We start from the raw sequence: 23414 nt of genomic DNA, 5'->3' as shown, positions 1-23414 counted from the left end.
AGCTCGGGTTTGCCCAGCCAACTCAAGCCGACGCCCTCTTCTGCAAGCTGGGGGTGATGATATGGCGAGTGGGGGCGAGCTCGGGCTGCTGCATCCGGGTCAGCAGGCGCAGGGCGGCCTGGCGGCCTATCTCTCGCGCTGGCGAGCTGACGAAGGTGAGGGCGGGGGAGGTGAGCTCGGCCTCCGCCACGTCGTCAAAGCCGAGCAGGGCCACCTGCTGGCCGATGTAGTTGTCCTTGCCCACGCTGCGCCCGCTCGCCTCGACGCCGTAGATGCCACCGAGGGCCACCTCGGGATAGTGACAGAGCACGGCGGTCACCTTGGGGTGCTGGTGCAGCAGCTGGGCAATGGTGTCGGCGGCGCTGCGCTGGGTGCGCTCGCACTCCAGTACCCACTCCGATTTGAAGGGCAGGCCATATTGCAGCAGGCTGGCGCAGTAGCCGCCGATCCGCTCGGCGCGGGTGAGGGAGTCGGCCCGCCCGCCGACGTAGGCGATGTGGCGGTGACCCTGTTCGATAAGGTAGGTGGTGGCCTGCTGGGCGGCGTGGGTGTTGTCAGGGCCGATAAAATCCACGTCGTCCCGATAGTAGGAGCGGGCGGCGCACACCAGCGGCAGCGCCGAGTCGAGCAGGTGCTCCAGCGGCTTGGCGGCCGCGCCGCGCACCGGGTTGAAGATGATGCCGGCCACCCCCTGGCGCGACAGGGACTGGATGCTCTGCTGCAACCGCTCGGGGCTGTGGCCGCACTGGGTCAGAAAGAGCAGATAGCCCTGCTGCTCCAGCACCTCGCTCACCCCGGCGGTCACCTCGGTATAGAAGGGGTCCGTGATGTCCCGCAGGATCAGCCCCACCAGATTGGATTGCTGGCTGCGCAGGTTGGCGGCGGCGCTGTTGGGCACATAGTCGAGCGCCCTGATCGCCTGTTGTACCCGCTCGGCGGTGGCCGGCGAGATGCGCCCCTTGCCGTTGAGCACCATGGAAACGGTAGTGACCGACACCCCCGCCCACTGGGCGACGTCGGTGATCTTGGTGGCTTTGGCAGAGAGGGATTTGGGCGACATAGGGCGAACGGGCGACGGCGAGTTGAGAGCGAGGCCCCAGCATACCTGCTCATATGCCTGAGTGAAACGTTACATCACCATCGGGCCGATCCGGCTCACAGTTTTGCAAGCACTTCCCTGACAGCACTTATATTCTGTGATCCTGTCGGCACTTGTGAGTTGATAAAACGTTTTATCATCCAGCAAAACCAGATACGGCTCGCCGTTGCCATCCGTCAGGGAGGCCACCGGGCAGGCGTATCGAATGACCCTCACCTCACAAGGATCTGACACATGGCCAAGTCCCCCGCCAAATCCACCATCTGGGAGTTCCTGCAGAGCCTCGGCAAGACCTTCATGTTGCCGGTCGCCCTGCTGGCCTTCTCGGGCATTCTGCTCGGTGTCGGCAGCTCGCTCACCAGCGATGCGGTCAAGCAGAGCATGCCCTTCCTCGACAATACCGTGCTGCAGCTGCTGTTCCTCTGGATGACCAAGGTGGGGCTGGTGGCCTTTATCTACCTGCCGGTGATGTTCGCGGTGGCCATTCCGCTCGGGCTGGCAAGGGAAGAGAAGGGGGTGGCGGCCTTTGCCGGTTTCGTCGGCTATGCGGCGCTCAACCTCTCCATCAACTTCTACCTCACCGTGGCCAACGTCATCGGTGACGCAGCGGCAGAGAAGGCCTACGGAGTGAAAGCCATCCTCGGCATCAGCTCCATCGACACCGGCATTCTGGGGGCCATCATCGTCGGGGTGATCGTCGCCAAACTGCACGCCCGCTTCTACACCTACAAGATGCCCGATGCGCTCGCCTTCTTCGGCGGCGCCCGCTTTGTGCCCATCATCACCGCCATCGTGCTGGGGGTGGTCGGTCTGGTGGTGCCCCTGGTCTGGCCCTGGTTCGCCGCCGGCATCAACGGCATAGGGGCGCTCATCTCCCACGCCGGTCCCTTCGGCCCCTTCCTGTTCGGTACCGGCGAGCGGCTGCTGCTGCCGCTCGGTCTGCACCACATCCTGGTGGCGCTCATTCGCTTCACCGAGGCGGGCGGCTCCCAACTGGTGTGCGGCAACGAGGTGAGTGGCGCCCTCAACATCTTCTACGCCGAGCTCTCCTGCGCCGACACCACCCAGTTCTCGGTGTCGGCCACCTCTTTCCTCTCTCAGGGCAAGATGCCGGCCTTCCTCGGTGGCCTGCCGGGGGCGGCGCTCGCCATGTATCACTGCGCCCGCCCGGAGAATCGTGGCAAGATCAAGGCGTTGCTGGTCTCCGGCGTGGTGGCCTGCGTCATCGGCGGCATCACCGAGCCGCTGGAGTTCCTGTTCCTGTTCGTGGCGCCCGTGCTCTACGTCATTCACGCCATCCTGACCGGGCTCGGCTTTATGACCATGGGGCTGCTCGGCGTCACCATCGGCAACACCGACGGCAACCTCATCGATTTTCTGGTATTCGGCGTGCTGCAGGGCACCGCCACCAAGTGGTATCTGGTGCCGGTCGCGGCGGCCATCTGGTTTGCCATCTACTACAGCGTGTTCCGCTTCGCCATCGTGCGCTTCAACCTGAAAACCCCCGGCCGTGAAATCGAGACCAGCGAGGCGGCTCAACCCGCAGGCAAGAAGGCAGGCAACAGCGGCTACAACGGCGAGGTGATCCTCAATGCGCTGGGCGGCGCCGGCAACATCCTGGCGCTGGACAACTGCATCACCCGCCTGCGGATGTCGGTGCAGGACATGAGCCGGGTCGATGACAAGGTATTGAAGGCGAACGGCGCCATCGGGGTGATCAAGCTCGACGAGCACAACCTGCAGGTGGTGATCGGGCCCCAGGTCCATCTGGTGAAAAACCAGCTGCAGAGCCTGATGGGGGCCTGAGTCGGCCCTCTGTTACCCTGCGTCGGGGGGCGCCAAGCCCCCTTGTTCATTGCTGTTTTTGCTGGCGAGAAAGAGATGCCCACTACCGAATCCTTTGATTTTGACCGCCAGGTCGATCGCCACGGCACCTACTGCACCCAGTGGGACTATGTGGCCGACCGTTTTGGCCACGCCGACCTGCTCCCCTTTACCATCTCCGACATGGACTTCGAGACTGCCCCCTGCATTCGCCAGACCCTGGCCAGGCGCCTTGAGCACGGGGTCTTTGGCTACAGCCGCTGGAATCACGACGACTTCAAGGGGGCGGTGAGCGACTGGTTTGCCAGCCGCTACGGGGCTCGCCTCGGCCCCGAGACACTGGTCTACGGCCCCTCGGTCATCTATGTGATTGCCCAGCTGGTGAGCCTCTGGTCGGCGCCGGGGGAGGGGGTGCTGGTGCATACCCCCGCCTACGACGCCTTCGGCAATATGCTGGCTGCCAACGACAGGGTGCTGCTGCCCTGTCCGCTTAAAAAAGAGCAGGGGAGTTACCAGATCGACTGGGCCAGCTTCGAGCGCCAGGCGGCCCGCCCCGATTGCCGCGTTCTGCTGCTGTGCAGCCCCCACAACCCCACCGGCCGGGTCTGGACGCGGGATGAACTGGGCCGGATGGCCACTATCTGCCAGCGCCACGGGGTCAGGGTCATCTCGGACGACATCCATATGGATATGAGCTTTGCCCGCTACCTGCCGTGGAGCGAGGTGGCGCTGGATGACCACTGGGCACTGGTGAGCTCGGGCTCCAAATCCTTCAATATTCCGGCCCTTGGCGGCGCCTATGCCTTTATCGCCAACGCCGAAGCGCGGGCCGGCTATCTGCAGCGGCTCAAGGCGGCCCATGGCCTCTCATCGCCCCCCATTCTCGGGGTGCTGGCCCATATCAGCGCCTATCGGGATGGCGGTGTCTGGCTCGATGCCCTTAAACGCTATCTGCACGACAACCTGACCCAGGTGGCGGCGCGGCTCAACGCCGCCTTCCCCTCCATCGACTATCGGGTGCCCGAGGGGACCTATCTCGCCTGGATTGACCTGCGCGGCCTTGGCATCGACTCCACCGAGCGGATGGATGCGCTGCAACGCTTGCTGGTGGAGAAATACCGGGTCGCCATCATGCGCGGCGACACCTATGGCCCTGAAGGCAAAGGCTATCTTCGCCTCAACGTCGGCTGCCCTCGCTCGAAAGTAGATAAAGGCCTTGATGCCCTGATCGGTGCGCTGCAAGAGCTGCTGGCCAGATAGCGCGCCGCCGCCCTCGGGCGGCGGTTGCTATTTCGAGGCGGCCTTGTCAGGCCGATAGCGGGTCTCTTCTATCTGATCAAAGCGCAGGATCAGGGTATCACCCCCCTTGAGGCGATAGGCGCAGTGGGAAGTGTTGCAGGCGATGCGAATATGAGGCTCATCCCCCAGCAGGGGAGACTGACTATGGGCCTCTGTCTGCGGCCACTTGCCTTGTTCGAGGCGGAAGATCTGTGTTTGTGCCTCTTCGACACCTTTCACAAAGAACCAGAGCGCACCCATGACGGGGATCAATACGGATAACAACAAGAAGGCAAATTTGTCATAGCTATTCCCCATCCAAACAAATGCTCTGAAAAGAGAGGGGGCTGGGTAGCGCCCAATCTTTTTCGCTCTTTTGATCAGCCAACGATAGAACATTGAGCTTTGCCACAGCCATGTGAGATGAATTCGCCAGCGAGCGCAGATGAGTAGGGTGATCGCCACTGAAAAAATCGTGAGCATGCTACCCAATACAGGCCACATCCAGGGCTTGAGCATATTGAGAGTCGTGAGAAGGCTAAGGGCCAGCAGATAATCCGCCGGTGGAGAAAATTCGGCATAGTCGAGGTTAAACGCCAAGGTATAGCCATAGTGATAGGCCATCCCCAGGAGATAGGTTGCTGCTGTCAGGGCAGGAATGGCCGCCACGACTAATCCCGCAAAGCGCCAAGTTGTCCCCTTTTCTTCGGGTTCCAGCTCAGAATTGCGCAATGTTTTTATATGTTGGCGAAGCCAGCGCCAACGGGCAGCGGCTGTTCGATCACTCACTGGGCGTCCCTTCACTCATCTAGTTGATATATGAATCTGTCAGAGAATAGCGCGGCTTCGAAACCGAACCTTGTGCGAACCGCAGGCACAGTAACTGGCGTTTATTCGGGATGGCGGGCGAGGTACTCGGGCAGGGTGAGCCGTACGTCCGTCAGATCCATCTGTGCAAGGCTCCGTCCATGTGTGGTCGCCAGCCCGGCTGGCAGGCGAAGGCACAATATGGCTCCCATCTTATCGAGCCTGAGTGGGAGGGTGCTATCCCCGTTCGGGCGGCTGACGAACAGGGTTTACTGCCTGATGCCGGGATAAAAGAAGGGGCCCTTGGCCCCTTCTGTCGCAGGTACTCTCAAGTCCGTTATCAGGCCACCTGGCGCCCCGGTCGGGTGCGGGCCAGCAGCCCCTCCGGGTTGTGGATGGCCTCCCGGGTCTTGACGTCGATGACCTCGATATTAGCGAAGCGCTCCCTGTTCTTGATGGCCACGTCGTGGGCCAGGATGACGCAGCGGGCGTTGGCCACGTCCTTGGCGCTGATGCGGTTGATGATGCCGTTGGCGCCCTGGGTTTCCACTTTCAGCTTGATGCCGGCCTTGGCGGCCGCCTTTTGCAGGCTCTTGGCGGCCAGGAAGGTGTGGGCCACGCCGGAGGGGCAGGCGGTGATGGCCAGCACCTCGGCTTCCCCTTCCGCCTCGATGATCTGGTACTCCTCCTGGCGCTCGTTGCTCTCTTCGGTGTCGCTGACCGGCTTTTTCAGCAGGTTGACGATAAGGGCCGTGGTGAGGGCGCCGAGCAGGGTACCGAGGATATAGCCCATCTTGCCCTCCACCACCGGCAGCACGATCCAGCCACCCCAGGGGGCGTGGTTGATGCTGTGCATCATGAAGCCGGTGATGTTGCCGACGATGCCGCCTGCGACGATGGCCGGGATGACCCGCACCGGGTCGGCGGCGGCAAACGGAATGGCCCCCTCGCTGATGCCGATCATGCCCATGATGGCGGCCGCCTTGCCCGCTTCACGCTCCTCTTTCTTGTAGCGCTTGGGCGAGAGCAGGGTGGCCAGCGCCATGCCGAGCGGCGGCACGCAGATGGCGATGCCGACCCCGCCCATCAGCCAGGGTTGGGTGTTGACCTGGGTCTGGGCGAACAGGGTGGCCACCTTGTTGATGGGGCCGCCCATGTCAAAGGCGGTCATGCCACCGAGGATGGCCCCCAGCATCACCTTGCCGGAGCCCGCCATGCCGGAGAGCCAGTGGTTCATCCCCTCCATCATGGCGGCGATGGGGGCGCCGATCACCCACATGACGATGCCGCACACCAGGAAGGTGCCGATCAGCGGATAGATGAAGATGGAGCCGAGCGAACTCATGGAATCCGGCAGCTTGATGCGTTTGAGCTGGTTGACGATGAGGCCGGCGATAAAGCCCACCAGGATGGCGCCGAGAAAACCGGTGTGAAACTGCTGCACGGCAATCCAGGAGCCGATCATGCCGGGGGCCAGGCCCGGTTTGTCCGCCATGGAGTAGGCGATGTAGCCGCCCAGCACGGCGGTAAACAGGGTGAGCCCGGCAATCCCCATGTCGGCCATGTCCTTGAGCACGCCCGCCTCGGGCACGGCGCCCTTGCCGCTGATCATCACCGACAGCGACAGCAGCACGCCCCCCGCCACGATGAAGGGGATCATGTGGGAGGTGCCAAACAGCAGGTGTTGCTTGAGGGTATTGAGCTGGGCCTTGATGCCGCGCTCCTGCGGCTCCGCCGGCTGGACTGGTTGCACCCTAGGTGCGGCAGGGGCTGAGGATGGCCCTGGTGCGGCCAGCAAGGCGAGTACCTCGGCGCGGCTGGTGGCCGCCTGCATGCTGGCGATGAAACCGGGTTCCAGCAGCTTGGTGGAGAGCTCGGCCAGCACCTCGATATGATGGTTGGCGCCGCCCGCCGGGGAGGCAATCATGAAGAACAGCTTGGAGGGTTCGCCATCTTCGGCGCCGTAGTCGATGCCCTGGCGGCTGATGCCGACCACGATGGCGGGCTCTCGCACCGCCTCGCTCTTGGCGTGGGGCAGGGCAACCCCCTGTTCGAAGCCGGTGTTGTCGAGCGCCTCTCGCGCCCAGAGGTCGCGGACAAACTGATCCTGACTGGCTATCTTGCCGCTGGCCTTGAGCCTCTCGGCCAGCTCGACAAACAGCGCCTGCTTGTCGCGGGCCGCAAGATCGAGGCAGATCAATCCTTCATCTATCAGGGTGGTGAGCATGGTTCTCTCCTGGCTGGTGCCGTCCGAATGGAACGGGTCCTGTTGAAAACGGTGGTGTAACTGGTTGACCTGCCTATTGTTTCTCCCAAGTGCCTCGGCCGAAATCGGACATATGTGCCCTTTACTGGATTTTTGTGTTGATGGCGCCTGCCTGTGACCCTGCTCGCATTTTGTTCGGTTAGTAAAGACCGCGGGTGATGAACAAAAAAAGCTTTAAAAACAGATGATTATTCTTGGTGTGGGGGCAATTCATCACCAGTCGGCGGTTGGGTGGTCTGCTCTTTGTGGGCTGAAGGATGGAGATTTGTGTGCTCCCGTGGTCAGCAAAACTGTGAGCCGCTCGGCAAAAGCGGCTGCCTGGCTCTGGGCGGCGCTTATGGTGGCGGGGCTGCAAGGGACGAAAACACGGGGCGTGAAAAATTAGTGCATAATCGGCGCCTTGAAAAGGGCGTGTGAACTAGCTACGAGATCACTTTAAGATACTGATATTTAATGGTTTACATCTCATGCACAGGAGCGGGAAGTGAGTCTGTTGAGCGCCTTTAGACGGTTTTACGAGAGGCGTTTAATCATTTTTTAGATTGCTTTGTGCATATCCAATCGTTTATTTAGTTGGACAGTTTTGGCAAACCGGAAGTCAAACTTGATGAACCGACAGGCCAACGCCCTTGATGCGGAGTGTGCCGTCAACCCGTTTTACTTGTCATGTTCACCCAGATGTAAGGAGACATCCTGATGGAAAATTTGGCCCAAAATATCGACACCATGCGCGAAGAGTTCAAGCAACAGGAGCGCAAACAGGCCCACGACAAATGGCAGGCCAGGGTCGAAGAGCTGCAGCAGATCCGTGCTGAAGAGCCTCAGTCGGAGGCGGTAGAGGAGTGACCTCGCCATGGGCCTGGCGCTGATGCGTGTGGCCCGGCTGAATGCAAAACCCCCGCCTGTATGGCGGGGGTTTTTTATTGCAGCTCGATGGCGTTGTGGTTCTGCCACTGGCGCAGGCGCTGTTTGAGGGAGCCATCGCCAGGGGGGATGAAGTCATCCATCAGGTAGCAGCGGTTGTCACCGCTCTTTTGAAAGTGGAGGCTGACGGTCTGCGGCTCTTTCTGGGTGTCGGAGAGGGCGAACAGATAGTGCATCCTGACCGTTACCCCTTGCTCTTGCTCCTTGGCCAGGGTGAAGCTGACGGGCTCGCTCACTTCGCCATCCTGGGCGTTGATCCAGGGATCGGCATCGATGGCACACACCTCGCCATCGGCGTTGCACTCGGCCTCGCTGCTCAGCACGGCGAAAAAGTCGGGGGTGAGCAGCGCCTTGAGCGGCGCCGGATCGGCGTAATAGAAATCCTTGTGCTCGCTCCAGAACGCCTTGGCCAGCCTGAGTGCCACCCCCTTGTCGCAGGCGGCGTGCACCGGGCCGCCCAGCAGCGCCAGCAGTAAAACGGATAGTCCACAGTAGCCTTTCATGATGTTCTTCCTGAACTGGGGCCGGCTGACAGTGCTGCTCCGGCGGGTATCAAGGCGTGTGATAGCCAGACGGGCATGATAGCCAACCCGGCAGAGGGCGACAGCAGGATCTGATGATTTTATGCCGCACATCAAGAAATTAGTCGGCAAAGGCGGAAGTGGACAGTGGCGGTCACTGCCAACAACAAGGACCATCCTGGATGGCCCTTGTGGTCATGGCTCGATTTGAACCGGCTTAGCAGCGGTTGCCGGCGCGGGCGACCCGGCCCTCGGCCAGCAGCTGGTAGCGGCCGGTGGCGGCCGGGATGAAGGCGGACTGACCCTTCTCGAGGCGCAGGGTGTCGTCACCGCGCTTGAGGATGACGGCTTCGTCGATGGCAAACAGGATCTCGGCGCTGGCGGTGGTGAGCTGATGCTCGCCCGCCGGATAGACGCTGAAGGTGAAGTCCGGCACCGGCACCTCGAAGTGCTGCACCGCCCCGTCCAGGCGAGGGGCAAGCAGGATCTGGTCGTCCGGCTTGGGCAGGCAGCGGGTGCAGGCCAGCAGCTCGGCCACGTCTATGTACTTGGGAGTGAGCCCGGCGCGCAGCACGTTGTCGGAGTTGGCCATGATCTCGAGGCCAGTGCCGCGCACATAAGCGTGCGGGGTGCAGGCGTCCAGATACATCGCCTGACCGGGCTGCAGGGTCACCACGTTGAGCAGCAGCGGCGAGAAGAGGCCCACGTCCCCCGGATACTGGGCGGCCAGACTGGTGATCAGCGCAAAGGTCTCTTCATCCTGATGTTTGGCGGCAAAGGCCAGCAGGCCCGCCAGTGCCTCCTCCTTGCGCGCCCCTTCCAGCACCAGCAGCTGGTGGAAGAAGTGCTGCAGACCCGCTTCATTCTGGCTGGCGGCGAGGGCGGCAACCAGCTCGGCAAGGGCAGGCTGCTTGACCCGCTCGAACAGCGCCAGGATGGCCGGGATGGCGCGAAAACCGTTCATCGCCTGATAGGGGGTGAGGGCAAACACCAGCTCGGGCTTGTGGTTGGGATCCTTGTAGTTGCGATTGGCGGCCTTGGGCGAGATGCCGGCGGCCTCTTCCTTGGCAAAGCCGGCTTCGGCCTGCGCCTTGCTCGGGTGCACCTGGATGGAGAGGGCCTTCTCGGCGCACAGCACCTTGAACAGGAACGGCAGGCTGCCGAAGCGGGTCTGGGTGGCTTCACCCAGTACGGCGGCGGGGGCGCGCTCTATCAGGGTCGAGAGCTTTTGCATCTGCCCGGCCAGCACAACCTCGGAGCAGCCGTTGGGGTGGGCACCCATCCACAGCTCGGCCTGGGGTTTGCCCGCCGGATTGGGGATGCCGAACAGGGTGGTGAGGGCGTCATGGCTGCCCCAGTCGTAGCCTTGAATCGGATTTTGCATTGACAAAAAAGAGGGCAGATCGCGACTGCTCATAAGGGATGCCTCATTTGGTGTGCAGAAAATCGGGTGCAGAAAAGGGTGGCATTGCTGCCGTGGACCGGACTATAACATGGGCGGTCGCGGGCACCGCAACCGCTTGCCTCTCTCTTGATCAGGATCAGCATGTCTCTTGTCTTCAGCCAGTTGCTCGATGGCGCCCTCCACGAGCAGGCCCCCTTCGACCAGATCTGGTTTGCCCAGGATCAGGGGGTGCCGCCCGGTTTCAGCTATCAGGTCAACTTTCCCCGCCTCGAGCTGGTGTTCAGCGGCGAGTACCGCAACCAGATCTGGGACAGGGAGCAGGGCTGCCAGGAGATCTGCATCGCCCCGGGGCAGGCGCTCTACATCCCCCCCAACGGCTGGAACAAGCCGCTCTGGACCACCGACTGCTCGGTGCTGAGCCTGCTGTTCGGCAAGCGTCAGCTCGGTTTCAGTCTGGTGAGCAAGCGGCGGGAAGACCCCGATTTCTTTGACGTGCAAAAGCACAGCATCATGGCCCGGGCCGGCCATGTGAACGAACACATACTGGCGGCGCTCAACGTGCTGACCGAGGATCCCGCTAGCTCCCCCACCGACAATCACCTGCTGCAGGCGCTGCTCACCAGCGTGCGCCAGCTGCTGGCCGAGTCCACCTTCGAGCGGCCGCGGGGGGCCGAGCTGTTTCACGGGATCTGCATCTATATCCAGGAGAACTTTCACCGCCCCATCAGCCGGGATTCGATCGCCCATCGCTTCAACGTCTCGGCCAGCCATTTGTCGCACCTGTTTCGCGAGCAGGGGCACATGCGCCTGGCCGATTACATCAGCTGGGTGCGCATCGATCGGGCCAAGTTCATGCTCAAGAAATACCGCTTTCGCCTCGAAGAGGTGGCCAGCCGCTGTGGTTACAGCGATGTGAACTATTTTTGCCGGGTGTTCAAGCAGAAGACCGGGCTGACCCCCTCCCAATACCGGGCGCTGAGCCAGCCACAGGGGCAGGCCGAGGGGCTGGCGGGATAAACAGGGATGCCGCCGGAGCCTGTCCGAGTCAGGCGCCGGCGGGGCTGCTTCGGATCCGGAGCAGGCTGAATGGACGCATTGTGATCCAGTGCGCGACTATGGTCTGACATGCGTGCTCGCCATTTGATTCTGCCAATGGATGGGCTTAAGATGGCCGCGCGCAACTTACAGATTGATAACAAACGGAAGTTAGGAGATGCCGATGGAAAGCAAAGTAGTTATCCCGACCCAGGGCCAGAAAATCACAGTCGATGCCAACGGCAAGCTGCAGGTTCCCAACCATCCGATCATTCCGTTTATCGAAGGGGATGGCATCGGCGTGGACGTGACCCCGGCCATGTTGAATGTGGTGAATGCCGCGGTCGAGAAAGCCTACAAAGGCGAGCGCAAGATCGCCTGGATGGAGATCTACACCGGCGAGAAATCGACTCATGTCTATGGCGAAGGTGCCTGGCTGCCGGCCGAAACCCTGGATTTCATTCGTGAATACTGCGTCGCCATCAAGGGCCCGCTGACCACCCCGGTCGGCGGCGGTATTCGCTCCCTCAACGTCGCCCTGCGTCAGGAGCTGGATCTCTACATCTGCCTGCGCCCGGTCCGTTACTACGAGGGCACCCCGAGCCCGGTCAAGCGCCCGGATCTGACCGACATGGTGATCTTCCGCGAGAACGCCGAAGACATCTACGCCGGCATCGAGTGGAAAGCCGACAGCGACGAAGCCAAGAAGGTGATTTCCTTCCTGCAAAACGAGATGGGCGTGAAGAAAATTCGCTTCCCCGAGACCTGCGGCATCGGCATCAAGCCCATGTCCAAGGCCGGTACCGAGCGTCTGGTGCGTGCCGCCATCGAGTATGCCATCGACAACGATCGCGACTCCGTGACCCTGGTGCACAAGGGCAACATCATGAAGTTCACCGAAGGTGCCTTCAAGGATTGGGGCTACGCCCTGGCCCAGAAAGAGTACGATGCCCAGCTCATCGACGGCGGCCCCTGGTGCTCCTTCAAGAACCCGAAAACCGGCAAGACCATCGTCGTCAAGGACGTCATCGCCGACGCCTTCCTGCAACAGATCCTGCTGCGCCCGGCCGAGTATGACGTCATCGCCTGCATGAACTTGAACGGTGACTACATCTCCGACGCGCTGGCGGCCCAGGTGGGCGGCATCGGCATCGCACCGGGTGCCAACATCGGTGACGGCGTGGCCCTGTTCGAAGCGACCCACGGCACCGCGCCGAAGTACGCCGGTCAGGACAAGGTCAACCCGGGCTCCCTCATCCTCTCCGCCGAGATGATGCTGCGCCACATGGGCTGGGTTGAGGCAGCTGACCTCATCATCAAGGGGATGGAAGCGGCGATCCGCAACAAGACCGTCACCTATGACTTCGAGCGTCTGATGGAAGGGGCCACCCTGCGCTCCTGCTCCCAGTTCGCCCAGGACATGGTCGACCAGATGTAAGTCTGTAGAGATGCAAAAGGCCAGCCCCAGGGGGCTGGCCTTTTTTATGGGCGTTTGGTTCCAGAAGCGGCGTTCGGTCAGGTCGCCGGGGCAAAGCGGCCGAGCAGGGCGGCGCTGGCGTCGCTCACGCCTGTCAGCTGCACTTCGGTGCCGGCGGCCTCGAAGCGGCGGCGCACCGTGGTCAGGGCCTCGGCGGCGCTGAGATCCCAGAAGTGGGCGTCACTTAAGTCGATCACCACCCGCTCGAGGGATTCGCCGGCGTCAAAGCCGGCGCAGAACTGCTCTGTGCTGGCGAAGAAGACCTGGCCGTGCACCCGGTAGGTGCGGGTGGCGCCGTGGCGCTCGCTGTCGCTGTGCACCAGCAGAGTACGCGCCACCTTGTGGGCGAAGAAGAGGCAGGCCAGCAGCACCCCGGTCAGCACCCCGAGGGCCAGGTTGTGGGTCACTACCACCACGGCCACCGTGCTCAGCATTACCAGGTTGGTGGCCAGCGGCGTCTTGTGCATGCGCAGCACTGAGCCCCAGGAGAAGGTGCCGATGGATACCATGATCATCACCGCCACCAGGGCGGCCATGGGGATCTGGCGGATCCACTCGTCTAGGAACACCACCATGACGATGAGCAGGGCCCCCGCCACCAGGGTGGAGAGGCGGCCGCGGCCACCGGATTTCACGTTGATGACCGACTGGCCGATCATGGCGCAGCCCGCCATGCCGCCCATCAGGCCGGCGGCGATGTTGGCCAGCCCCTGGCCCTTGCACTCGCGGTGGCGATCGCTGCGGGTGCCGGTCATCTCGTCGACGATGGCGGCGGTCATCAGGGATTCGAGCAGCCCCACTACGGCCAGGGCGGCGGAGTAGGGGAAGATGATGGCCAGGGTCTCGAGATTGAGGGGCACCTCGGGCCACATGAAGACCGGCAGGGTGTCCGGCAGGGCGCCCATGTCGCCGACCGTGCGCACCTCGAGGCCGAGGCCGACGCTCACCGCGGTGAGCAGCACGATGCACAGTAGCGGCGAGGGGAGCAGGCTGCCGATGCGCGGCAGGCGCGGGAACAGGTAGATGATGCCAAGCCCGGCTGCGGTCATGGCGTAGACCTGCCAGCTGACGTTGGTCAGCTCCGGCAACTGGGCCATGAAGATGAGGATGGCCAGAGCGTTGACAAAGCCGGTCACCACCGAGCGCGAGACGAAGCGCATCAGGGCGCCGAGGCGCAGGTAGCCGGCCAGGATCTGCAGCAGGCCGGTGAGCAGGGTGGCAGCCATCAGGTATTGCAGGCCGTGCTCGTGCACCAGGGTCACCATCAGCAGGGCCATGGCGCCGGTGGCGGCGGAGATCATGGCCGGGCGGCCGCCGGTGAAGGCGATGATGACGGCGATGCAGAAGGAGGCGTAGAGCCCCACCTTGGGATCGACGCCGGCGATGATGGAGAAGGCGATGGCCTCCGGGATCAGGGCCAGGGCCACGACCGTGCCCGACAGCAGATCCCCCCTGACGTTGCCAAACCACTCTTGTCTGATGCGCTCACGCATGGATTGTTCTCGCTCGTTGCTGGCGCTCTGGGCGCGTGTTGTCGTTATGGGCGCGGTGGCCGCGCGGCGCGCGACTCTAACAAAGGGGAGGGGCAGGGGCAAGGCGCGTACGGGTCGATGTGACGCCAAATTGCTCATGGCTGGTGGCCTTGCGCGGTAACCTGTTGAAACGATGCGGGCAACGATATGAAGCAGGCAGGCAGATCTGCGCTGTCATGGCGAGAGCACAAAGGAGGTGAGGGGAGGAAGGGGCTGGATAAAAGAGAGCCTTGCAGTTTGGGGCTGCAAGGCAAGGATTCGGATGATTAGGTGGTTCGTTCCAGATGGTGCTGGTAGATCTGCTGCCATTTGTCCTGCTCGGCCTCGTCCCCCTGGGTTTGCCAGAACTCGCAGATGGAGCTGGCGAGTTCGGATGCCATGGCGTGGTCCCCATCGCGGCGACTCATCAGATATTGTCCCAGCCAGCTTTGATATTGTTTCATTGCCCGATCTCCTTATCTCGTGTGTCTTGCTGAACGCCGCCAGGCTTTGTGCCGGACGGGGCCATCAGGCCACGGTTTTTCTGCATGCCCGTGATGGTTGTGATCGACGGATTGGGTCGCGATCTCGCCCGAACAGGGCGCCAACGTGGGTGCAGATGTCAAAAAACGGTCACTATCGTATCACAAAATAACCAGCTTGGGGGGATTGTCAGCAATTCAGGGTGTCCAGCTGTCTGGCCGTCTACATTCGATACTCCTAAGCATGCACCCCATCTTGCTGATCTCACACGAGAAAAACCCGCCAGTCTGGCGGGTTTTATGGCTGAAAAAAAGATCAGAGGCGGGCACTGGCCAGATACTTTTCCATCTCCTCGGCGGGCACCATGCCGCCGCCGGTGGCCCACACCAGGTGGGTAGCGCTGGCCATCTTGGCGACATCCAGCCCCTGACCGGCCTGCCACTCAAGGTTGGCCGCGACACGCCACGGGCCTGCCATGCCGGCCAGGGCAGAAGGCTCGAGCCTGATCTGCTCTTCGCGGGCCAAGAGTCCCAGCAGGTCGTACATCTCCTGATCGCTCAGGGTGTAGAGACTTGCCAGCAGTCGCTCCATGGCGCGACCGACGAAGCCGGAGGCGCGTCCCACCGCGAGGCCGTCGGCAGCAGTGAGGTTGTCGATGCCAAGGTCCTGCACCGCAATGGCATCGTGCAAGCCGGTGTGCACCCCGAGCAGCATGCAGGGGGAGTGGGTCGGTTCGGCAAACAGGCAGTGAACGTTGTCCCCAAACGCAAGCTTGAGGCCAAAGGCCACCCCGCCGGGGCCGCCACCGACACCGCAAGGCAGGTAGACAAACAGCGGATGGTCGGCGTCCACCACAATCCCCATTTCATCAAACTGCTTTTTCACCCGCTCACCGGCTACCGCGTAGCCGAGGAATAGGGTGCGGGAGTTCTCGTCATCGATGAAGAAACAGTTGGGGTCGCGTTCGGCCTCCTTGCGTCCCTGCTCCACCGCCACCCCGTAATCCTCGGCGTATTCCACCACGATGGCGCCATGTTCGCGCAACTTGCGCTTCTTCCACTCCCGCGCATCGGCGGACATATGGACGGTGACGCGAAAGCCGAGGCGGGCGCTCATGATGCCGATGGACATGCCAAGGTTGCCAGTGGAGCCGACCGCGATGCTGTACTGGCTGAAGAAGTGGCGGAACTCGTCCGTGAACAGCTTGCGATAGTCGTCCTCTTCGCAGAGCAGACCGGCCTTGATGGCCAACTGCTCGGCGTGGGTCAGCACCTCGTAGATGCCGCCACGCGCCTTGATGGAACCCGAGATGGGCAGATGGCTGTCTTTTTTGAGCAGCAGCCGGCCGCTCACCTCGACCCCGTAACGGGCATTCAGCGCGCGCTGCATGGCCGGGATGGCGGCGATCTCGGATTCGAGAATGCCCTTGCTGGCGCGGGTCTCGGGGAAGGCTTCACACAGGTAGGGGGCGAAGCGGGCCAGGCGGGCGGAGGCATCCGCCACATCGCGGCCATCCAGCCCCACGTGGGGCAGACCTTCCTCCAGGGTGGTGGCCTTGGGGTTGAACCAGCTGACCGGTTCCAGCGCGATCAGAGCGTGCAGCAGCGGAAACTGCTGGGTGAGTCGTGATACGTCGATGTTTTTCATGGTGTTCTCGGCTTCGTCATTGAATTCGGGCATGCAGGTGCCAGCAGGGTTGCACCCACCGTGGCAAACCTGGCACAGAGCCATGGGGTCCATGATGGCTGTCGGCCGGGGGCATCGAGCCCTGTTGAGGCGCTCATGGCGCACCCCGGTATGGGAATAAGCTTGGCGTTATTCAATGCCAACGAGGTGGCCGTGACAAATGATGAAATGAGCGTCTTGGGTGAGCTGGATTGATGCAAGGGCGCTACATTCATCACATTGTTGACCTGATGGCGATATTGGGTGGTGTGAGCTGATGCAAGAGGCGCTTTTTCGGTATCATCGGCGCACGTGTTGAAGGGGGCAATGGGGGCGTCATGTATAAGCAGGATCACCAGGTGGCGAGAAGCCGTATCGCGGGCAACAAGCTGCTCAACGGCTATCAGCTGGCCAGACTGCACACCTTCGAGGCGGCAGCCAGACACGGCTCCTTTGCGCTGGCGGCTGACGAGCTGGCGCTCAGCCCGAGTGCGGTGAGCCACCGGATAAGCGCGCTGGAGGAGGATCTCGGCTTCAAGCTGTTTCAGCGTTTTCATCGCAAGGTGGCGCTGACGGCAGACGGGCAACGGGTGTTCTGGGTGCTCAAGTCATCGCTGGAGTTCATCAACCAGGAGATCCTTGAGATCCGCCATCAGGAGCTGTCGGGCCCCCTGACCGTCTTCTCACGCCCCTCCATCGCCCAGTGCTGGCTGGTGCCACGACTGGCGGATTTCGCCCGTCAGCATCCCCAGATCGAGCTCAACGTCATGACCGGCAACGAGAACATCAACCTGCATGGCTACGGCATCGATCTCGCCCTCTGCTTCGATGACAAGACGCCTGCGCGGCTCGCCATTCACCCGCTGATGGACGAGTACATGGTGCCGGTGTGCAGCCCCGAGTATGCCGAGCAGCACGGGCTGCTCGGCAACCCAGCCAACCTAGCGCACTGCCGTCTGCTGCACGATCGGCAAGCCTGGAGCCAGGATTCCAACGATGACGAGTGGTCCGGTTGGGCCGAGCAGTCCGGCGTGTCGCTTTCGGCATGCAGGGCCTGCATGGGGTTTGATCGCTCCGATCTCGCCATCATCGCCGCCATGAACCACGCCGGGATCGCCATGGGACGCCAGAACCTGGTGAGCCAGCGGCTGGCACGGCGCGAGCTGGTGGCCCCCTTCCCGGACATGGCGGTGCGCTGTGCCCAGCGTTACTACATCGCCACCCTGCCTAATTGCCAGAACCCCAAGGCGCAAGCCTTCATTGACTGGGCCTGCCAGCAGGCGGGGGTCTGAGTCAGCCCTTGCGCAAACAGGCTAGCGAGGCTGTGCCAGGGCACGTTCCACATAGAGATAGCCAATTCCCATCACCTGCTGGGCGCGGCTGAGCTGGCCAAAACGGATGTGGGTGGCGTTGACGGCATCGCTGCAGTCGAACGGGTTGGCTCCGGTCTGGTGAATGATGGTCTGCAGCCACTCCTCGCCAAAACCGCAGCTGCGGCCATAGAGCCAGATGCGGTTGATATTGAGGATGTTGAGAAAGTTGTAGAGGCTCAGGCCAATGGCACGGGCTCCTTCGTCCACCATGGCGCGGATCATGAGATCCCCCTGCTGGTAGCGAGCCAGCAGTTGGGCGGTGCCGACGCCCCCCTCCGCCAGCGCTGCGGGATCCGCGCCCTGCTGCCTGAAAAAGACCCGGGCCCGCTTCTTGATGGCCGAGAGGGAGGCGACCGTCTCCAGACAGCCGTAGCGGCCGTAATTTATACCATGCTGGCAGTACCTTGCGATCTGCAAAATGAATACTGATATGGCTCTTGATGGGCCATCTGATGAAAACTGCCGTTGGTCTCCGTTTGGCCGTACTGTGCGCAGATGTTACAGCTACAGCTCCAGCTCCAGCTCTATGATGGGGATCTCCCAGCGCTCGCTGCGCATTCCCGGTTGGAAATCCTCTTTCTCCTGCTCTTTGCGCCGCTCCACCAGCGCGATCACTCGGGCTTCGCGGATGGTATTCAGATCGAACCGCCAGGTCTCTTCTCCTTGCTGTGAGAGGCGGGCAATCTCGTGACTCTGGTGATAGACGTGAAGCTTGTTGTTTTTATCGGGGGCAATGCGCACTGCATCGCCAACCTTTAGCTGACTGAGGAGCCGGTGGATACGGTGGGTCTCGTTGCTGCGCCCTGCATACCCCAATACCAGTTGCGACATGCCCATCATGGCAAAGCGGCGTTGTTTGTTCGGTCTTGTTGCGCTTGGAATCTGCGTGAAGCAGTGGGGGGCGATCAGTGGAATATGGGGGTTACGTTGATCCTGGCGAGCCATAAGAACCAGCCTGTCGATGGCGCGGGTCATCCCCACATAGAAGAGGCGACGCTCCTCTTCTAGGTTACCGGCTGATAGCTCTGCCGCGCGTTGCCAGCCACCGTCGAGTAGCAGCACATGGCGATACTCTTCCCCCTTGACCCCATGCACGGTACTGAGCAGCACTCCCTTGCCGAAGCGGATCTGGCGTCTTTGCTCGCTCAGATATTCGTAGAGGAACATCAGAAAGTGGTGGGCCGAAAGAGCATGCTCCCCCTGGCTGGCTTGCCACTGAGCAATCAGACTGTGCAGTAGCGCTTCCCAGCGGTTGGCTTGGGCAAGCGGGGGGAGGGGGGCTGCAAGTTGGTCTGCCGTCAGCAAGGTATGGCCTTGCTGTTGTAGCCAACTTTGGTAGCGCAAGATCTCACGGCAGCGATGCACGGGGAAACCATTCTCTTTATCCAGGGTGAAGCGGCAGGGTATGTCGGCATCTGCCAGTGCCGAGCGAACCCAGGCCAGCTCATCTTTCTCCAGCCCGTTACGGGCCAACACGACAATAGACTCCAAAGGGCAGGTGGGATCCTTCTCACGGATGAGCGCAATATGTCTCACCACTTCAGCGGCTTGCTGGGCCGCATCCTGACACTGCTGGATGATGACGCGGCCTTGTGCGGTCTCCAGTCCCTCCCAGAGCCCCCCGGCTACCTCAATCTTGCGCCGGTCGTCGATCTCGATGGGGTGCCTGCGCTTCATGCGATCCTGATTGTGCTCAATCAAGCGGTTTGAGGTGTTGATGATGTGGGCGGTGGAGCGGTAGTTCCAGGTCAGAAAGTGAGTTTGGGCGTTGTAGTCTTGCTCAAAGCGGCGAATAAAGCTGACATTTGCCTCACGAAAGGCGTAGATCGATTGGTCATCATCCCCCACGGCCATCAGATGCAGGCGGGCCTCTTCATCTTCCTCACTCTTGCCTACCAGTGCTGCGATAAGTTGGTACTGCTGTTCATCTATGTCCTGATACTCGTCGACGAGCAAAAATTGCAGTCCCCCTAGCAGGCGCTCCCGCTGCTCTTCGATCTCGAGGCCGAGCTGACTCTGCTCTCCCCGCAAGAGCTTGATGGCGTCATCGATGATGGCGGTGAAGTTGATATCGTCCGAGGTGCGGTTCTGCACTGCATTGCCTGTAAGGCTCATGGCCAGGCCATGGAAGGTGAAGACCGAGACCCTGGCACCATCGCGTCCCAGCAGTTCGACCAGGCGGCGGCGCAAGGACATGGCCGCGTTGTGGTTGTAACAAAGCAGCATGATCTTGGCCGGGTCGACCTGTTTGATCCGCAGTAAGTAGGCGCAGCGGTGAATGATCACCTTGCTCTTGCCCGAACCTGGCCCTGCCAGTACCAGCAAGTTTTGCTCGGGCGGGGCTTGAACTATTTGCTCTTGTGGTCGGTTGTGCAGTTCTTCCACGATACGCTTCCAGGAGTGTTCACTGGTCGCCAGCTCTAACACCTTGCCTCTTCCCTTGAAGTAGTGGCCGAGGAACTTGTCAGCTTCCATGGAGAAGTAGTCGGTCACCAGATCCCTGGCTTTCTTGAAGTGCTCAAGACCAATGCGGGCATATTCGTTCATCACATGGATCTGAATAACCTTCTGGCGATAGTGATGTTCGAGGGGTTGATAGTCTGCCTTGTTGTACTGTTGCTGGCGCTCCGCCGTCAGAGTCAATGTCATGGCCGTGCGGAAAACGGCGAGGCCATTTTGTAGCACAATGGCATGCTGCTCGTGCAGATAGAGCAGTGCTCGCTCAGACCCCTTGAGTAGCCACTCCTGTTGGCTGCTTGCCTCCCGCTTGCCCATCAGTTGGGCCACATCCATATCTTCGCGCAGATATTTGATTAACTGTTCTAGGGCGAACGAGATCATGACCTGACGTTGGACACTCTCTTCACTGCTGGCTAACTGGGTGTAGAGAAAGTCGAGCGCTGCCCCGGTAACGGCATGGCGCTGATCGATGGTTTGCTCGATTTGGGACCAGGTGCGGTTGAATGTTATCTGGTAGTGGTCCCGGGAGAGGTATCTCACATCAATTGCACCTTTCTCTCCACCCGAGCGGCCATCTTGGGACCAACTGGTCAACAGGTTACGTAGCAAACCAGGGTTACATTGCTCATGGCCCTGCTCCTTGATGGCCTGGTTGAGGAGTCGCATGTTGAGGGGGTGACCGATGTTGGGCTCGGGGACTGGCAATTGTTCCCGCAGGGTTGCGAGCATCGCCTTTTCAATGCTGTGTACCTGGCCACAAAGTACCCGGGCGTTGTCTTTCCCCTTGGGGCGGATCCAGGCGGTGAGCAGCATGCCTTGCGAGAGCAATCCCACATCCGCCATTTGAGTGAGCACGCGCATCACTTCACTGGCTTGCACTCCGCTTCCCTGATCGACCATGTACTGGCCCGCCTCTTCGGCAATGGTGTCGGCACTGAGTCCATCGTCGTCATCTGCATTGATGAGCGCTTGAATAACGGCTTGCCAGATGGCTTTAGCCTTGGGGGCAAGTTTCAGGGTATCAACCCGTTTCATGGCCTCTTCGGTGGAGGTAAACAGGGGACGGCCCTGAAACACCTGGGTGATATTGTCGCTGCGTTCCAGATATCCGGCTCGCTCGAGCCAGGCGATAGCCGTCTTGACCTTGGTGTCGGCATTGTTGTCGTCGGCGGCGAAGCTGGTCTCTACTTCGGGCTGATTGATGAGTTCGGCGCTGGTCGCAACCAGCGGTGCCGGGTTCTCCTGCCGGTTTCCCTTGTTGGCTCTCACTCGTATCCCGCGCAGTATCTGTTTGATGTCGCGCAGGCTGACTTCACTCATGGCCTCGAGTCGGAACTGCTTCTCTATATCCTGCTCATCAAACAGCAGAACACAGTGCGCCTGATGCGTGTCGCGGCCTGCTCGACCCGCCTCTTGCAGATAGTTTTCGAGGGAGCCGGGAATGTCAGCGTGGATGACCAATCGTACATCGTCTTTGTCGATCCCCATGCCAAAGGCATTGGTTGCACAGATGACCCGGATCTCGCCATTGATGAATTGCTCCAGGGTCTCCTTCTTTTGGGCGTTGTCCATGCGGGCATAAAAACGGGCGACAGTGAGGGACTGTTGCTGGCCAAGAAAGTCGGCTAGCTCATCGACGCTGCGTTTGGTTGCGCAATAGATAACGCAGGAGCCAGGCCTGCCCTCACCGAAGAACTGCTCGAGCAGATTGAGAATATGGCCCTGTTTATTAAGCCCGGGACATTCGATCACCTGGTACTCGAGGTTGGTGCGCTCCACCCCACCTTCGAGTCTGAGTAGTGGTCGGGTCTGCTTATCGAGAAACTGATCGCAGATATCTTGAATCACATCCAGCTTGGCCGTGGCGGTGTAGCAAAAGACGGGGGGAACCTGAACCTGTTGCTCAGTGGCAATGGCGGCGATCGCCTTGGCGCAGTAGAGATAGTCGGGTCGAAAATCATGGCCCCATTTCGACAAGCAGTGCGCCTCGTCAAACACCCAGCCACCGACCTGACGCTGCCGTATGGCCTGTTTTACGGTACGGTTGCGAAGCTGCTCCGGGGAGATGTAGAGAAGCGCAATGTCCCCCATGCGGATCTGCTCTAGGATCGCACCGCGTTCGGGCAGGGTGAGCAGACCGGAGATGGCGGCCACCCCTTCGATGCCGGCCTTGAATTTAAGATTGTCCACCTGATCCTTCATCAGTGCCTGCAGCGGCGAGATGACGATAGTGAGGGCGCCACTACGCTGATTGCGGACCAGGGCAGGGAGTTGGTAGCAGAGCGATTTGCCACCGCTGGTAGGCAGGATCCCAAGCAAGGGCGTGCCTGCCATCGCCTCTTCGACCAGGGTTTTCTGCAGTGGCTCTCCGTTAGGCAGATTACGGAAATCATCGAGTTCAAAGATACGCTGCAGATGACCGCGTGCATCGTGGTTTTCCTGGCAGTAGCTGCAGTCAGCTTGGCCACAATGGTGTTCACGAACTGTGTTGATGATCTCTGCCGTTTGAGGGAAACGGCGCCAAATCCAAGGGGGCAACACTGAGTTACCGCCGGAAACCGGCAACCAGGCGCAGGCATAGGCCAAAGGCAACAGCAGCATGGGTTGGTGCAGGGCATCGCCAATTACCCGGCTAAGTTGATTCGGGCATGCCTTCTCATGAGCAATGCTCTTAATTAGGGTGGGCAGTTCGGAGACCCTGACTAGAGGTCTACCCGTTAACCGGGCAAACACCAGGGAGAGTCCCTGAGTATTGAACTGCGCCGTGACGCCTTGACTAAAAAGATATTGATAGAGCTGCAGCTGGGGTAGAGGCAAGTTCTGCAAGGCTGCCAACTGTTCGGAGAAGATCTGCAACGCGAGCCTTGCATCGGCGACCGGATCGTTAAGGGTATCTCGTACCAGCTTGTAATCCTTCACCAGGCGATGATAGGGATTCTTGGGAAAAGCGAGAGGCGATAGATAGAGGGTATCGATGACAGGCTTATCGAGAAGCAGTTGTGGACGTACAGCCTGTTTGGCCAGCCAAGGGAGATCAAAATCGAGAATGTTGTGGCCAAGGATCAGGTCTGCGTCTTGTGCCAGTGCATTGAGCGCCTTGATGGAGAGCTCTTGCGGCCCTTTGAGATTGAGCTCACGTTCCGCCAGGAGCGCCCCTAAGTGACGCAGTTTTTCATCTCGGGTTAGTTCAAGATCAAAGGAGAGAATCTTGTCATCCCCAAACGGGGTGACGACAACAAGGGGGTTCATCAATAGCCATCTCCATCTGGCGTTGACCTCTCATTGC

16 protein-coding genes are annotated in these 23414 nt (G+C 61.0%); 6 read left to right on the top strand and 10 right to left on the bottom strand.

What is annotated here, in order from left to right; all coding sequences use genetic code 11:
* Positions 1 to 22: 22 nt before the first annotated feature.
* Positions 23 to 1060, bottom strand: coding sequence for a Mal regulon transcriptional regulator MalI (locus tag ACB031_RS10950; protein WP_371139543.1), 1038 nt, complete (start codon positions 1058 to 1060; stop codon positions 23 to 25).
* A gap of 273 nt (positions 1061 to 1333) precedes the next feature.
* On the opposite strand from ACB031_RS10950, the gene malX reads away from it, so the two are divergent.
* Both malX and ACB031_RS10940 read left to right on the top strand, forming a co-directional pair.
* Positions 1334 to 2905, top strand: a complete 1572-nt coding sequence (malX, locus tag ACB031_RS10945) for a maltose/glucose-specific PTS transporter subunit IIBC (RefSeq protein ID WP_025201980.1) — start codon at positions 1334 to 1336, stop codon at positions 2903 to 2905.
* 75 nt (positions 2906 to 2980) lie between these two features.
* Positions 2981 to 4183, top strand: a complete 1203-nt coding sequence (locus ACB031_RS10940) for a MalY/PatB family protein (protein WP_371139542.1) — start codon at positions 2981 to 2983, stop codon at positions 4181 to 4183.
* 27 nt (positions 4184 to 4210) lie between these two features.
* Here ACB031_RS10940 and ACB031_RS10935 read toward each other — a convergent pair whose 3' ends face one another.
* Both ACB031_RS10935 and ACB031_RS10930 read right to left on the bottom strand, forming a co-directional pair.
* Positions 4211 to 4990, bottom strand: a complete 780-nt coding sequence (locus tag ACB031_RS10935) for a hypothetical protein (protein ID WP_322111602.1) — start codon at positions 4988 to 4990, stop codon at positions 4211 to 4213.
* Positions 4991 to 5348: 358 nt separating this feature from the next.
* On the bottom strand, positions 5349 to 7235 hold the full coding sequence (locus ACB031_RS10930; protein ID WP_019839592.1) for a PTS fructose transporter subunit EIIC: 1887 nt from the start codon (positions 7233 to 7235) through the stop codon (positions 5349 to 5351).
* Between the two features lie 735 nt (positions 7236 to 7970).
* Between ACB031_RS10930 and ACB031_RS10925 the strand changes: the two genes are divergently transcribed.
* Complete coding sequence (locus ACB031_RS10925; protein WP_005298930.1) at positions 7971 to 8120, top strand: hypothetical protein; 150 nt, start codon at positions 7971 to 7973, stop codon at positions 8118 to 8120.
* Between the two features lie 74 nt (positions 8121 to 8194).
* Here ACB031_RS10925 and ACB031_RS10920 read toward each other — a convergent pair whose 3' ends face one another.
* Together ACB031_RS10920 and manA are read right to left on the bottom strand one after the other, a co-directional pair.
* A complete protein-coding gene (locus tag ACB031_RS10920) occupies positions 8195 to 8701 on the bottom strand; it encodes a hypothetical protein (protein WP_017786496.1) in 507 nt (168 codons plus the stop codon).
* Positions 8702 to 8936: 235 nt separating this feature from the next.
* Positions 8937 to 10136, bottom strand: a complete 1200-nt coding sequence (manA, locus tag ACB031_RS10915; protein ID WP_324038982.1) for a mannose-6-phosphate isomerase, class I — start codon at positions 10134 to 10136, stop codon at positions 8937 to 8939.
* Positions 10137 to 10265: 129 nt separating this feature from the next.
* On the opposite strand from manA, the gene ACB031_RS10910 reads away from it, so the two are divergent.
* Both ACB031_RS10910 and icd read left to right on the top strand, forming a co-directional pair.
* Positions 10266 to 11141 carry an AraC family transcriptional regulator gene (locus ACB031_RS10910; RefSeq protein WP_324038983.1) on the top strand — a complete coding sequence of 292 codons (876 nt, stop codon included), beginning with the start codon at positions 10266 to 10268 and terminating at the stop codon, positions 11139 to 11141.
* Positions 11142 to 11343: 202 nt separating this feature from the next.
* Positions 11344 to 12597, top strand: a complete 1254-nt coding sequence (icd, locus tag ACB031_RS10905) for an NADP-dependent isocitrate dehydrogenase (RefSeq protein ID WP_005298939.1) — start codon at positions 11344 to 11346, stop codon at positions 12595 to 12597.
* Between the two features lie 77 nt (positions 12598 to 12674).
* Here the strand turns inward: icd and ACB031_RS10900 are convergent, their stop codons facing one another.
* From ACB031_RS10900 to ACB031_RS10890, 3 genes are all read right to left on the bottom strand, one after another.
* Entirely contained in the window at positions 12675 to 14129 is a 1455-nt protein-coding gene (locus ACB031_RS10900; RefSeq protein ID WP_371139541.1) for a SulP family inorganic anion transporter, read from the bottom strand.
* A gap of 305 nt (positions 14130 to 14434) precedes the next feature.
* Positions 14435 to 14611 (bottom strand): hypothetical protein, encoded by a 177-nt coding sequence (locus tag ACB031_RS10895; protein WP_005298942.1) that lies wholly within the window; start codon positions 14609 to 14611, stop codon positions 14435 to 14437.
* A 334-nt stretch (positions 14612 to 14945) separates the two neighbouring features.
* On the bottom strand, positions 14946 to 16277 hold the full coding sequence (locus ACB031_RS10890; protein WP_371139682.1) for a D-serine ammonia-lyase: 1332 nt from the start codon (positions 16275 to 16277) through the stop codon (positions 14946 to 14948).
* A gap of 356 nt (positions 16278 to 16633) precedes the next feature.
* Between ACB031_RS10890 and dsdC the strand changes: the two genes are divergently transcribed.
* Positions 16634 to 17587: a DNA-binding transcriptional regulator DsdC gene (dsdC, locus tag ACB031_RS10885; protein ID WP_371139540.1), complete on the top strand. Its 954-nt coding sequence runs from the start codon at positions 16634 to 16636 to the stop codon at positions 17585 to 17587.
* Positions 17588 to 17608: 21 nt separating this feature from the next.
* On the opposite strand, the gene ACB031_RS10880 is transcribed toward dsdC, so the two are convergent.
* Together ACB031_RS10880 and ACB031_RS10875 are read right to left on the bottom strand one after the other, a co-directional pair.
* Complete coding sequence (locus ACB031_RS10880; protein WP_371139539.1) at positions 17609 to 18085, bottom strand: hypothetical protein; 477 nt, start codon at positions 18083 to 18085, stop codon at positions 17609 to 17611.
* Between the two features lie 87 nt (positions 18086 to 18172).
* The gene (locus ACB031_RS10875) at positions 18173 to 23377 is read right to left on the bottom strand and encodes a RecQ family ATP-dependent DNA helicase (protein WP_371139538.1); all 5205 of its coding nucleotides are present in this window, start codon (positions 23375 to 23377) and stop codon (positions 18173 to 18175) included.
* Between the last annotated feature and the right edge of the window lie 37 nt (positions 23378 to 23414).

Origin of the sequence: Aeromonas sp. S8(2024) (assembly GCF_041403085.1) — a bacterium.
In the GTDB taxonomy this organism is placed as follows: Bacteria; Pseudomonadota; Gammaproteobacteria; order Enterobacterales; family Aeromonadaceae; genus Aeromonas; species Aeromonas dhakensis.
The sequence above is the reverse complement of the archived record's forward strand: the minus strand, read 5'-3'. Positions and strand labels throughout refer to the sequence as shown.